Origin of the sequence: Biomaibacter acetigenes (genome assembly GCF_003691585.1) — a bacterium.
In the GTDB taxonomy this organism is placed as follows: Bacteria; Bacillota; Thermosediminibacteria; order Thermosediminibacterales; family Tepidanaerobacteraceae; genus Biomaibacter; species Biomaibacter acetigenes.
Map to the genome: position 1 here is coordinate 256,712 of NZ_CP033169.1, position 13,761 is coordinate 270,472.

Annotated in this window: 11 protein-coding genes; all 11 read left to right on the forward strand. The window is 44.2% G+C overall.

Features of this window, described 5'->3' with window-relative positions:
- Positions 1-3: 3 nt before the first annotated feature.
- The 11 genes from D2962_RS01150 to D2962_RS01200 all read left to right on the forward strand — a co-directional run bounded on the left by D2962_RS01150 (position 4) and on the right by D2962_RS01200 (position 13,743).
- Positions 4-1,026 (forward strand): 2Fe-2S iron-sulfur cluster-binding protein, encoded by a 1,023-nt coding sequence (locus D2962_RS01150; protein WP_122013865.1) that lies wholly within the window; start codon positions 4-6, stop codon positions 1,024-1,026.
- Positions 929-2,092: an FAD-dependent oxidoreductase gene (locus tag D2962_RS01155; RefSeq protein WP_162991040.1), complete on the forward strand. Its 1,164-nt coding sequence runs from the start codon at positions 929-931 to the stop codon at positions 2,090-2,092. Before D2962_RS01150 ends, D2962_RS01155 begins: the two co-directional genes overlap by 98 nt.
- Positions 2,089-2,739: an NADH-ubiquinone oxidoreductase-F iron-sulfur binding region domain-containing protein gene (locus D2962_RS01160; protein WP_122013867.1), complete on the forward strand. Its 651-nt coding sequence runs from the start codon at positions 2,089-2,091 to the stop codon at positions 2,737-2,739. The genes D2962_RS01155 and D2962_RS01160 overlap by 4 nt, the downstream gene beginning before the upstream one ends.
- A gap of 52 nt (positions 2,740-2,791) precedes the next feature.
- On the forward strand, positions 2,792-4,309 hold the full coding sequence (locus tag D2962_RS01165; protein ID WP_122013868.1) for an FAD-dependent oxidoreductase: 1,518 nt from the start codon (positions 2,792-2,794) through the stop codon (positions 4,307-4,309).
- Between the two features lie 26 nt (positions 4,310-4,335).
- Positions 4,336-5,625 carry an MFS transporter gene (locus tag D2962_RS01170; RefSeq protein ID WP_162991041.1) on the forward strand — a complete coding sequence of 430 codons (1,290 nt, stop codon included), beginning with the start codon at positions 4,336-4,338 and terminating at the stop codon, positions 5,623-5,625.
- Positions 5,626-5,763: 138 nt separating this feature from the next.
- A complete protein-coding gene (locus tag D2962_RS01175; protein WP_281273764.1) occupies positions 5,764-7,659 on the forward strand; it encodes an FAD-dependent oxidoreductase in 1,896 nt (631 codons plus the stop codon).
- Positions 7,660-7,701: 42 nt separating this feature from the next.
- Positions 7,702-8,910: an acetyl-CoA C-acetyltransferase gene (locus D2962_RS01180; protein WP_122013871.1), complete on the forward strand. Its 1,209-nt coding sequence runs from the start codon at positions 7,702-7,704 to the stop codon at positions 8,908-8,910.
- A 6-nt stretch (positions 8,911-8,916) separates the two neighbouring features.
- Entirely contained in the window at positions 8,917-9,573 is a 657-nt protein-coding gene (locus D2962_RS01185; RefSeq protein WP_122013872.1) for a CoA transferase subunit A, read from the forward strand.
- A 1-nt stretch (position 9,574) separates the two neighbouring features.
- Positions 9,575-10,219, forward strand: coding sequence for a 3-oxoacid CoA-transferase subunit B (locus D2962_RS01190; RefSeq protein ID WP_122013873.1), 645 nt, complete (start codon positions 9,575-9,577; stop codon positions 10,217-10,219).
- 89 nt (positions 10,220-10,308) lie between these two features.
- Positions 10,309-12,873: an S-layer homology domain-containing protein gene (locus tag D2962_RS01195; RefSeq protein WP_162991043.1), complete on the forward strand. Its 2,565-nt coding sequence runs from the start codon at positions 10,309-10,311 to the stop codon at positions 12,871-12,873.
- 105 nt (positions 12,874-12,978) lie between these two features.
- A complete protein-coding gene (locus D2962_RS01200) occupies positions 12,979-13,743 on the forward strand; it encodes an SDR family NAD(P)-dependent oxidoreductase (protein ID WP_122013875.1) in 765 nt (254 codons plus the stop codon).
- The last annotated feature ends 18 nt before the right edge of the window (positions 13,744-13,761 follow it).

Genomic DNA, 13,761 nt, shown 5'->3' on the forward strand with positions numbered 1-13,761 from the left:
ATTATGAAAAGCATTACTTTAAAAATCGATGGATACGTAATTGAAGCAAAAGAAGGGCAGAACTTGTTACAGGCTGCATTGGACGCGGGCATATACATTCCGCACCTTTGTTATCATCCGGATTTGACGCCGGCCGGCAATTGCAAGTTGTGTGCTGTAGAAATTGAAGGCCATGATGGCATTGTTCAGGCATGCGAAACCGTTGTCGAAGACGGCATGGTAGTAAATACAAAGACAGAAGCGGTAAAGAAACTTCGCAACATGGCGTTGGAACTGCTGCTGGCAAGTCATCCCAAAGATTGTACATCTTGCAACAAGTATCTTAATTGCGAATTGCAGGCCTTAATGCAATATATGGGCGTTGCCCATTCCAGGCTTCGCGAAATTCAAAAGGAAAATACAGGTATTGCCAAATCAGATAATTTGATAAAGCGCGAGATGCAGCGCTGCATCCAGTGCGGGCGTTGTGTCCGTGCTTGTGAGGAACTTCGCGGCGTTGGAGTCCTAACTTTCAATAAGAAAAATGGAGAAACTTATATTTATACAAAAGATGATAAACCATTGAAAGAGACGGATTGCAGGTTCTGCGGAGCATGCGTGGAGGTATGCCCTACGGGAGCCATCCAGGATGTGGAGGGTGTTTTTTCTAAAAATGTTCCAAGAAATATGGCGTTGGTGCCGTGCAAGAATAATTGTCCCGCGCATACAGATATACCTATGTATATCAGGCTTGTGTCGCAGGGTAGATACAGCGATGCGGTTTCGGTCATAAGGGAAAAATTGACATTCCCTCATTCTCTGGGATACATCTGCACGCATGCTTGTGAATCGGGTTGCAAGAGAATGCATCTGAATGAACCTATAGCAATAAGAGAAATAAAGCGTTTTGCTGTGGAAAATGACGAGGCTCAGGCATGGAGAAAAAAGGTTGTCAAAAATAAACCTAACGGGAAAAAAAGTGGCTATTATTGGAGGCGGCCCCGCAGGAATGACAGCAGCATACTATTTGGCAAAAAAGGGTTATGAAACTGAAGTATATGAGCGGCGCGCCCGTGCCGGAGGCATGCTTTCTTATGGTATTCCGAAATACAGATTGCCTCAATATATTGTTGACAATGAAATAGAAATCTTGAAGGAAATAGGCGGAATAAAAGTCTACACTAATTCCAATATAAAATCTGTTGATGACCTAAAGGGAAAAAATTATGATGCCATACTGATAGCTATCGGCGCAACGAGAGGCAAAAGACCTCCGGCATACAACAAGCAATGGAAAAACGCTCTGGATGCGGTGGATTTTTGTAAAATGGCGTGTGAAGGTTTGACTCCGAAATTGGGAGACACTGTAACGGTTTACGGAGGCGGGAATGTTGGATTCGACTGCGCAAGGACAGCAAAAAAAATGGGCGTTGGCACAGTCCGAATCGTGTGCATGGAAGCTCGCGATAAAATGCTGGCAGATCCTGAAGAAATTAATAGTGCTTTGGAAGAGAACATTGAGATACTCACCAGCAGAGTCATTACAAATATTGAGGAGTCGGGAGATGCTGTCAAATCGCTGTCTCTTTCAAGTATAAAGAGTTTTAAATTCACTGAAAACGGACTGGAGCTCGATATGGAAGAAAATTCAGCAATGACGCTGACCACGGATACACTGATATTCGCAACCGGCCAGCAGCCGGAACTGGATGATTCATTTGGAATTGAGCTGGTGAAAAGCAGTTTTGCAAAAGTCGACGGCATGATGAAAACAAACAGGGAAGGGGTCTTTGCTGCCGGCGATGTAATCTACGGGACCAAATCTGTTGTGGACGCCATAGCATCCGGGAGACAGGCCGCAATTAACATAGACAAATATCTCGGCGGCGATGGGAACATTGAAGAAACGCTTTTTGAAAGGGAAAAATTAAACCCGCGCATAGGCACGATTGATGGCTTTTCGAAGCTTGCAAGAATTGATCATTTTAAAAATGCATGCGATGCAAATGCAGAATCTATTCGTTGCCTTCAATGCGATCTGAGGCTGGATATTCAAAAGGTCAAATATTGGGTAGATGCACACTTTAAGTCGGTAAAGGGGGTGATAAAATGACCTGTAAGGCAAACAGTGCAGTTTTGCCAAAATGGCAGGAGTCAGATGCCAATGCCTGTGTAGTAGATTATTGCAAGAATCTTATGGATACCGCAAGGAAAGAGTCATGCGGGAAATGCGTTCTCTGCAGGGAAGGCACGTGGCAGGTTTATGAGATAATTAAAGACATAACGGAAGGCAACGGTCAAAGCGAAGACTTTGAATTATTGCTTGAAATCCTCGAACAAATGGACAAAAATGCAAAATGTGAAATGTCAAGGACGGCAGCTTCCATTTGCATTGATTTGATGAAAGCACATGAAGAAGAGTGGGATAAGCATATCCGCCGAAAAAGATGTTCAAACCTTGTATGTAAAGGCACTTATACCGTTTATGTGGATCCACAGTTGTGCGATGGATGTGGAAAATGCCTGGAGAGCTGTCCACATGGGGCGATTGCCGGCAAAGCAGGCATGATTCATGTTATTAATCCCAATATGTGCAGCAAGTCGATGATTTGCATGTCTGTTTGCCCCAAAGGTGCGATAAAGAAGGCCGGCGCAGTTAAACCAAAACTTCCGAGTGAACCCGTACCGGTAGGCAGTTTCGATCAGCCGTCCGCAGGCCAGGAAGGTGAAACAATGATGCGGCGGCGCAGAAGGCGATAGTAAAAGTTGATTAAGCCAATAATTTCAAAATTAAAAGGAAGGAGAGTCTTTTATGAGTATAAAGTTGGAAGCCGATGTCATCGTAATAGGCGGTGGGGCATCGGGCATCACAGCAGCGGTGGCGGCGGCTGAAAAGGGTGTTGGAGTCATTGTATTGGAAAAAGGAAGCACCACCGGCGGAGCAGCCAATATGGGGATGGGCCTTTTTGCCGTAGAATCAAAATACCAAAAAGCACAGTTGATCGATTTTACAAAGGAAGATGCGTTCAACCTCTTGATGAATTATACCCATTGGAGGGTTGACGCCCGCCTGGTAAGAAGATATATCGAACAATCCAGCAATACCATTGAATGGCTGGAATCCATAGGTGTCGAATTTCTGGGCGCATACAAATACTTTGAAAAGTCAACCCAGACATGGCATATCGTGAAAACAAGAGGAAGCAATGCTCCGGCTGAAAGGGCAGCCTCCAACATGTTCCGGGCTTTAACTGAAAGAGCGGAAGAACTTGGCGTTAAAATTATGTATAACACCAGAGCAACCAAGATTTTAAAAGAGAACGGTTATGTGACGGGCGTTGAATTAATTACTGCTGACGGCGAAAAGGTTACCGCTGAATGCAATGCCGTTATCGTAGCAACAGGCGGATTTGGAGACAACCCGAAGATGCTCAATGAGCTGCTTGGATATGAATGGGGCAAGGATCTCCACTCATTCAGAATACCGGGCGTGCAGGGCGAAGGATTGAAAATGCTCTGGGAAGCTGGCGCTGCCAGAACACAGCCAACTATGGAATTGACGTACACGACGCCGGGCGTGACCGATATATACAAAACAATAAGCGAGACGATGCGTCAACCCAATCTTATGGTGAATCTTGACGGAAAGCGCTTCATAAATGAAGAAATCATGAACAATACGGTTTATACGGGCAACGCAATTTCACTGCAGCGCGAGAGGATGGCCTTTACCATCATTGACGACAGCATACTGGATACATACAGAAAAAATGGCCTGGATTACGTGACTGTCCATCACAATATTAAAACAATAGAAAACTGGGACAAGGAGCTTCATAATTACTTTAGCGGTGAAGGCTCCGACAGTGCCGGCCTTAGCGAACTTCACAGCGAAGCACAAAAAAAGCAGGTGAATGTTTTTGTTGCGGACACACTGGAAGAATTATGCGAGAAAACAGGGATAAATCTTGAAAATCTCAAGGAAACCATCGATGAGTACAATCGCATGTGTTCAACTTCAGACGAGATGTTCTTTAAAAAGCACAAATACATGAAGCCTCTGAAAGGCGGGAAATATTATGCTGCAAGACATTTTCCTGCAGGCTACGGCAGCCTTGGCGGCGTAAAAACTAATGATAAAATGGAGGTCCTTAATACTTCAGGCATAAAAATACCCGGACTGTATGCCTGCGGCATGGATGCATGCAATATCTATGGCGACAGTTACTGCTTCTACATGCCGGGAAATACGATGGGTTTTGCTGTCAACAGCGGAAGAATGGCCGGCTACAATGCGGTAGATTATATAAATTCTGAAGAATTTATGTAAAATAAAAAAACATGAGGAGGGTCATCATGTTTGAAAACAGGAAATTTGCAGGTTACAGCATAGCTTTCATGTTTGTTGGACTGCTGTACAACTTCTTTTATTCGGGTCTTCAAAATGACCACCTGAACATCCTGACACCTTTTTTGCAATCAAATTATGGATGGGATGACCTCAAGATTACAAATCCGGTGACAGTAGGGGCTTTGGTGACGATTATACTGTACCTGGTCATAGGTTCACTGTTTGTCAAATACGGCGTCAAAAAAATATTATTGCCGAGCATTGTAGTTATGGCGCTGGGATGTGTAGGAATAGCACTGTCCGCAGGCCAAAATTATTTGCTGTATTCAATAAGCCTTTTTATCGTTCGTGTTCTGGTGGTGCCGCTACAAATGGGGGGATTCATGCTGGCTGCAAACTGGTACATCAAATACCGCGGCCGAGTTTTGGGGGTAATTACGGCAGGCAGTCCCTTGATGTCTGTTGTGGGAATACGAATGTTGACATCAATGGTAGCCGGCTATGGCCTGAATGCTTATGTTATTATAGCCGGTGCGCTGGGTGTGCTGGCGGCCCTGACTGCATTTGCCATTAAAGATACGCCGGAGGAAGTCGGGCTGTTTCCTGATGGCGCCGACCATGCGCCGCTTTCCGAATCTGAAGATGCCGGCCAGCCTATCACATTGAAACAGATTTTGACGGATGCAAGGGCATGGCAGCTTATTATATCATACGGCATTCTTCAATTTGTCATTATGGCAATGATGAGTTATATGGCTGTAAGATATATAAGTCTGAGCACGCCGCAGGATGTTCCAAACCTTTTTGTGAGCAAAGCAATGTTCTGGCTTTCCATAGGAGCCGCTTCGGGAATTCCGATGAGCTATGTTCTGGGCTGGATCGACGATAAACTCGGCTCCATAAAAGCGTCACTGGTTCTAAATATATTGTTCCTGTTTGCCGTTATTCCGCTTGCTATCATGCCTGTTGGCGGCAATACCACCCTTATGGCGATATGGGCGTTTGGTGTTGCATGCATGACAGGCGGCCTTCCGACAATGCACCCGTGTGTTACATCGTATGTTTATGGACGAAAGAATTATATGGCGGCAAACAGATGGATTATGACCATACAGGCCATTCCGATGGCGTTTGCATTGACATTTATGGGCATATTCAATCAAATGGGGAAGCTAACAACGGCTTACTATATACTTCTTGTCATGTTGGCCATTTCTTTTGTAACCATTTTAACCATGTGGAATATTCCCGATGCAAATGCTGCTGATAGGGAGTACGGGTTGCAGAGGAATTAAAAGCAGCAGATGAAAAAACAGACTAAAGATATTGGTGTTATTTAAAGACAAATCATTTTTTTCAAACGAACAAGTATTTCAATACTTGTTCGTTTGATTCGAAAGAGGGATTATATGCAGGCGCAATATAAACACGTTATGAGTCCGATTCGAGTTGGCAAGCATATGTTGAAGAACCGGATTATCGCGGCTCCGGTTACATTGCATTCAGCTTCAAACGGAGAAAACTACCCTACCGAAGCCGCTATGAACTTTTTTGTCCAGAGAGCGAAGGCAGGTGCCGGTCTTGTTGTATGTGCAGGTGTAAAGGTGCTGCCTGTGGGGGATGACGGTGAACACGTAAACTGGAACCTTTATAAGCACAATGCCATGCACAGACTGGCAGAACTGGCCGAAAGGATTCATTTTTATGGCGCAAAGGCATCCATGGAGTTAATAGGTATTTTTGAAGATGGGTATGTTGCGTCGGAAGGCGGATTGCTCATGGATGGCGTGACCCCGGGCCGTGAAATTCCCGTCAGCGAAATGATGCGCTATAAAGAAGGATATGCACATTCAGCAGAAATGCTGATGAAGTTAGGCTATGATGGAATACTGCTTCATTTTGGCCATGGCATACCAATAGCACAGTTCCTGTCACCTCTGACAAACAAAAGGACCGACCAGTATGGTGGAAGTTTTGAAAACCGGGTGCGCTATATTATTGAAATTCTCAAAGCGATCCGGGAAAGAGTCGGAGACAATATGATAATTGAGATTCGCATGTCTGCTGACGAATTCAAAGAAGGCGGCATTGATATCGCGGAGGGAATAAAAATTGCAGAAGCGCTTCAACAATATGCGGACATCATACAAGCAAGCTGCGGAATGATAACGCCGGACCTCATGTGCAGAACACATCCGTGCGATTTTCTGCCTCCCAACCCAAATGTATATCTTGCAGAAGCTTTTAAGAAGTCAGGTAAAATTACATCTTATGTAACAGCAATCGGTGGCATTGGGAGCCTGGCGGATGCCGATGAAATAATAGCCTCAGGCAAGGCCGATTTTGTTGCAATATGCAGAGCGCTTATTGCTGATCCGGAACTTATTACAAAAAGCATAGCCGGAAAAGAAGATGATGTGGTGCCCTGCATCAAATGCATGAGATGCCATGACAGCACCGTGTATGGACATTTATTGCAGTGCTCAGTCAATCCGACAATTGGCATAATGCATCATCTGGATTCCATGATCATACCGCCGCAAGAAAAGAAAAAGGTTGCTGTCATCGGCGGAGGGCCGGCAGGCATGTATGCAGCACTTACTGCCTCAAAGCGCGGGCACCAAGTTACTTTATATGAAAAAACAGGCAGCCTGGGAGGCACGTTAAAGTTTGCAACCAAAGTTAATTTCAAATATTCCCTTGCAAAATTCAGAGATTACCTGATAAGTCAGGTGGAAAAATCGCCTGTTGAAGTGAAACTAAATACGTGTGTTTCACCTGATGAACTTAAAAATCTGGGATATGACGCGGTTATTGTTGCAATTGGAGCAGAACCTTTGGTTCCGCCAATTCCGGGTATTGAACATTCTATTTTTGCAACGAACACATACGGCAATGAAGATATCCTTGGCAACAATGTAATAATAATAGGCGGCGGGCAAGTTGGATGCGAGACGGCATTGCATTTGGCCAGATTGGGTAAAACAGTCACTATACTCGAAATGCGCGATGAAATGGCCCCGGATGCTTCCAGAACCCATCGGGGAGATTTATTGGCTGAAATGAACAAAGAAAAGAATTTGATTCAAATTACCTCTGCAAAATGTATTTCCATAAATCCGGATGGCATTGTTTATGAAAAGAACAATGAAAAATTCACGTTATCTGCAGACAATGTGATTTTAGCAGCAGGCATGAAGCCGCGAACATCAGAGGCTGATGCATTTGCAGGCATTTCGGATATCTACAGGCTCGCCGGTGATTGCGTCAGGGCCAGAACTGTTGAAGCGGCTGTGAGAGAAGGTTATTTTGCAGGTATTAATGTGTAACAGCATTAAAACCATTGAAACTATTGCGGAAAGGGGTCTTATATGAAAAAAGTATATATAGTGGCTGCAAAGAGGACTGCCATCGGCAGTTTTCTCGGGAGCCTGAAGAATGAAAGCGCATCTGACCTGGGTGCTGTGGTATTGAAAAATATAATTGAAGAAACGAAGATTAATCCTGAAAAAATTGATGAAGTTATCATTGGAAATGTTTTACATGCAGGGCAGGGCCAGGGTGTTGGAAGACAGGTAGCTATCAAGGCGGGTATTCCGTTTACCGTACCGGGCTATAGTGTGAATATGGTTTGCGGCAGCGGGATGAAGGCATTAATGACAGGATATGCAAATATTAAGGCTGATATCCATAAATTGGTTGTTGCAGGCGGCGTGGAATCCATGAGCCAGGCCCCATATTTGGCACACGGGAATCTGAGAAATGGGCATAAAATGGGAGACTTCAAATTAACCGATCATATGGTTTTTGATGCACTGACAGATGTGTATGAAGGTTGCCATATGGGGATTACCGCTGAAAACATAAGGAGAAAATATAACATAACCAGAGAAGAACAGGATGAATTTGCGGCTGAATCACAGAAAAGAGCTATAGAAGCAATAAAGTTGGGGAAATTCAAAGATGAAATAGTGCCTTATGAGGTGAAAACCAAAAAGGGCAGCTTTATATTTGATACTGATGAACACCCCAGAGAAGGAACAACAGTTGAAGTTTTAGCAAGGTTAAAGCCGGCTTTTGAAGAAAACGGCACGGTTACTGCCGGAAACTCCTCGGGAATCAACGATGGGGCAGCGATGATCATGCTTGCTTCAGAAGAGATAGTGCGAGAGGAGAATCTTAATCCTATGGCTGAAGTTATTGCCGTTGGACAGGGAGGAGTAGATCCCAGCATAATGGGTCTCGGGCCAACGCCTGCCATCAGGAATGCTTTAAAGATGGCAAAACTAAAGTTGAGCGATATAGATTTATTAGAACTTAATGAAGCTTTTGCTGCTCAGGCTCTGGGTGTTATAAGGGAGCTTTCAAATGAGCATTGTGTCTCTGAGGCGTGGCTGCGGGAAAGAACCAACGTAAATGGTGGAGCAATTGCTCTTGGGCATCCGGTTGGAGTAAGTGGGGCGAGAATAATTGTAACACTTGTTCACGAGATGAAAAAGAGGGGTTCAAAGCTGGGAATTGCTTCGCTGTGCATCGGCGGAGGCATGGGAACTGCTGTAGTAATAAAAAATCTGGGGTGATGCAGGATGAAAAACAAGATAATAGATAAAGAAACATTCAGATCACTATTGAAAGATGATATGACTATCATGTTCGGCGGATTTATGACTGTAGGAACATCTGACGTATTGATTGAGGAAATATTGAAAAGCGGTATAAAGGGCATTACTGCCATCTGCAACGATGCAGGCTTTGAGGACAGGGGCCTTGGCAAGCTTGTAAAAAACGGTCAGGTAAAAAAGCTATATGCTTCACACATAGGCTTAAATCCCCTGGTAGGGAAAATGATGTCGGATGGAACACTGGAAGTTGAACTCAGTCCGCAGGGAACGCTGGTGGAGAGAATAAGATCAGGCGGTGCCGGCCTTGGAGGAGTCTTAACGCCGACTGGAATTGGGACGGATGTGGAAAAGGGGAAACAGATTATAGAAGTTCAAGGCAAAAAATATATTTTAGAAGAGCCTCTAAGAGCTGACATGGCAATAATCAGAGGAAGAGCCGTGGATAGACTGGGCAATGTAGTCTATGCACGAACGGCCAGAAATTTCAATCCTGTAATGGCAACGGCAGCAGATATTGTTGTTGTTGGAGCTGATCAGATTGTGGAAGTGGGCTCGCTGGATCCTGAAGAAATTATTACACCTCATATATTTGTTGATTACATTGTAAAGGAGGACATATAAGATGAAGGAATTGATTGCAAAAAGGGTCGCAAAGGAACTGCATGATGGCGATGTGGTAAATCTAGGGATAGGTCTTCCTACAATGGTGGTTAATTACATTCCGGATGACATTGAGGTGTATCTGCAGTCCGAAAACGGTCTTATCGGTCTGGGGCCAGAACCTACCGGAGAGGATTTTGACAAAAATATTACAAATGCTGGAGGTCAGCCTGTCACTCTTCTTAAAGGCGGAATGTACTTTGACTCAGCAATGTCGTTTGCCATAATCAGGGGAGGGCATGTTGATGTTACAGTCCTTGGTGCACTGCAGGTGGATGAAAAGGGGAACCTTGCAAACTGGATCATTCCTGGCAAGCTTGTGCCGGGGATGGGCGGAGCCATGGATCTTGTAACAGGATCGAAAAAGGTCATCGTGGCAATGCTTCATACCAACAAAGGCGTCCCGAAGATACTTAAAGAATGTACGCTTCCGCTGACAGCCAAAGGGCGGGTTGACATGATTATAACCGAGATGGGCGTGATGAAGATTACGAAGGAAGGCATTCTTCTTGCTGAGCTGAATCCGGAGTATTCCGTAGAAGATATTCAGCGCGCTACGGAAGCCAGGCTTTTGATTCCGGATGATTTGAAGCCCATGGCTGTATAAATAATTATGAATTAATACCAATGTTAAGCCATGGGCTTAACATTGGTAAAAACAGGGAGAACAATACAAAAATAAAAGGGGGAAATTATATGGAGAAATTCAAAAAGCAATTAGCCGCTTTTATTAGTATTGTTTTAATAGTGGGCCTTTTTGGCACTAGCGTTTTTGCGGAAACAACTGAGGTAGATGTTTCAGGTGAAACACCTGCTACGGCTGTAAACGGTGCTGCTAGCACTTTGGAATTAGTTGATTTTGACAAGGTGGACGCGAAGGAAGCTGTAAGTTTATTATTAAAACTGGGATTAATCAACGGCAAAGTTCAGGCTGATAAAAAAGTGGCTTATGAGCCCGACGCCAAACTGACTCGCGCAGAAATAGCAAAACTTGTTGCAAAGGCAGTTACTCTCGTAAGTAAGGAAGAAATTAAGGGAACAAAATCATTTGCCGACATTAAAGGCAACTGGGCTACTGATTACATCCAGTACTGTGCAGATAAGGGCATTATCGATGGCGCGGGCGGCGCATATAATCCCGATAATAATGTAACCGGCCTGGAGACAGCAAAAATGTTGCTGGCTGCTATGGGCGTCGAAGGGCTTACGGGCAGCGATTGGGCTGCCAGGACTGAAGCGGCTGCAAATGAAAAAGGCCTTTTAAAAGGCACTAAAGCCGTAAACGGGACACCCGTTGACCGCGATGATGCAGCGCAATTGATCTACAATGCACTTACCATCAGCGACGGTTCTTCAAAACTGCCGCAGGTAATCGTTGTAAGCGAAACAACTGAAAAAGCATCCTTTACAATCGGCAAGAACACTCTGGTTACAGCACCTGAGTTTAAGCTGGTCACCATGGTGGCAGACGGCAGGGAAACCCAGATGGATGCTGGCACATACAACAACGTGACCCTGGTAGTTACGGATAAGCTGAAGACCAATCCTGCGAGCTTTACCGGCCGCGGCATTGAAGATTACCGAGCTGCTATTTATGTAGACAAGAACGGCTTGAACAAATCTCTATCGGTAACCCAGGCCATTTCAGGTGGGACTTATACAGATACGGAAGCTTCTGGTATTAAGATTGATTCCACCGGAAGGAATTTCAAAGGAATCATTGTAAACGGTGGAGAATACACCGTTAAGGATTCAACCATTAATCTCATCGGCAAAGCCGATGGAAGCGATACAAGCGACTTTACTGGTCTGGGCTCTGCTGTTGCAGCATTCAGCAATGCAAAAGTTACGCTAGATGGAGTTGAGATAAATACTGAAGGTGTTGCCCGAACCGCACTCTTTACAGACAGTGGCGCGGATACCATGATTACTGATTCAAAATTCAAGGTTATGGGCGGAACGCTCTATCCCGGCTATGTGAATACTGCAGACCAGACAAAGATGGTGGCGCCTCCGTGGGTACTTGGCATTACGGGCAATGCACGTGGAACAAACCTGATGGGCAACTTTTCCACTGCAACGGTAGTGCGGACTGAAGCAACAGCCAATCAATGGGGTGTCCTTTCAACCGATTCGGGTTCTAACATGCTTTTAACAGTAGTGGATTCGGTTTTGACATTGCTGGGTGAAGGGCAGAAAGACCCGTACAGCACCAACTACGGCAGCGGCTATGGAACTTATATCATCGGCGATGCACAGGAGTATTTTTACGGAACAACTTTCAACGTAGGAACCTATGCATCTATTCTCACCGGCGGGAAGGCTGTCTATGCGTCCTCCAAATTTGATAAACCACTTGATATCTATCCCCTTAAACAGAAGCTGACAGGCAGAACAAGAACAAATTCCACGGGTGAAGAGGAAGAGGTTTATGATATCGTTAAGGAAGATACACCCGTATTTACCGGTATCACAGGCCAGGGGAAAATCACAACCATAAATTCGGACGCCTTTGGTTTCATGGCTCATAACAACGGCGAGCTCGTAATCACCGACGGGACTGTAGTCAATACCGACAATGCAACATTCCTCATTAAAGCAGGAGATGTTCAACTGACTGTTGAAGACGGTGCACAGCTCAATACAAAAGACGGCGTAATTCTTCAAATGATTGATAACGACGATTCCATAGTGGGTGTAGATTTTTCCCAGGGTGCGCCCAATTTCAACACTGACTTTTATGAAAAAGCCGGTTATCCGGATATCGATTATGATATTGATGTTAAAACCGATGGAGGCAATACAGTCAAGTTCAATGCTACGGACGTCGACCTGAAGGGCAACCTTTACAACGGTACGGGTTATTTCGGCGGCGGACCTGGAGGTGGCTTGCAGCCTGCAGACAAGCTTGAAGTAACATTGGGTAAGGGGGCAACTCTGACAGGAACCATTAGTGCAACATCGGTAATACATGTGGATGAAAATGGGAAACAGAATACACACTTTACTATTAATGAATATTATTACCTTGGCCATGTTGCCAATAAAGTCCATTACAATGGTGGAAATGATATTTCTGTAACCATTAAGGATGGTGCCGTGTGGAATGTTACAGATACTGGCATAATCACCAGCCTCACAGTAGAGGATGGATGCAAAATTAATGGTACAATAAAGGTGGACGGAAGAGAAATGACAGTGGCCGACATCATTGCAAAAGGTGGAACCGTAAAAGGCACTATTGAAGTTTCAAAAAAATAAATCTAAGATGTAATATTATAACTAACTCTATTTAGCTATTTTAATTTAATTTTAAACGATAATTGATTCAATACTGGAATTTTAGTGAAAAGGGAGGCATCATGCATGGCAAGACTGGATGGGAAAATTGCCATTATTACAGGAGGAAATTCAGGTATTGGACGTGCAACTGCTAAACTATTCTGCAAAGAAGGAGCAAAAGTAATTATTGCAGCAAGGCGTACAGAAAAGAATCAGGAAACTGTTCGGGAAATAACTGCTGAAGGCGGGACAATTGTGGATATCCAGGCAGATGTTTCAAAAATGGAAGATTGTAAAAGAATTGTTGAGGAAACTATTAAAAAATTTGAACGTATAGACATATTGGTCAATAATGCTGGCATGGCAGACAGACATATACCAATAAACTTGTGTGCGGAAGAATGGTATGAAAAAGTTGTCAGAGTTGATCAGTTTTCAGTGTTTTATATGTGCAAATATGTACTGGAACATATGGAAAAGCAAGGCAGTGGGTCCATTGTTAATGTTTCTTCAATAGGAAGCCAGGGGATTGCAGGTATTGCATACAGTGCTGCAAAAGCAGCCGTAAACAGCATGACCAGAAATATAGCAATTCAATATGCGGGTACAGGTATCAGATGCAATGCTGTTGCTCCTGGCCCGACTCCAACAGAACTGAATTCACCAGAACAATTCAAATTATTTAATAAAGAATTTGCAGCAGTCTGTGGAAGGCATATTGATTTAACATTACCAGAAGCACAACCTGAAGATCAGGCTGAAGCAATATTATTCTTTGCCAGTGATGCGTCTAAAGCAATTACAGGTCAAATTCTATATGTAGACAACGGAGTACTTGTTATTTGTTAGCCAGAGTTTACGAAAAAC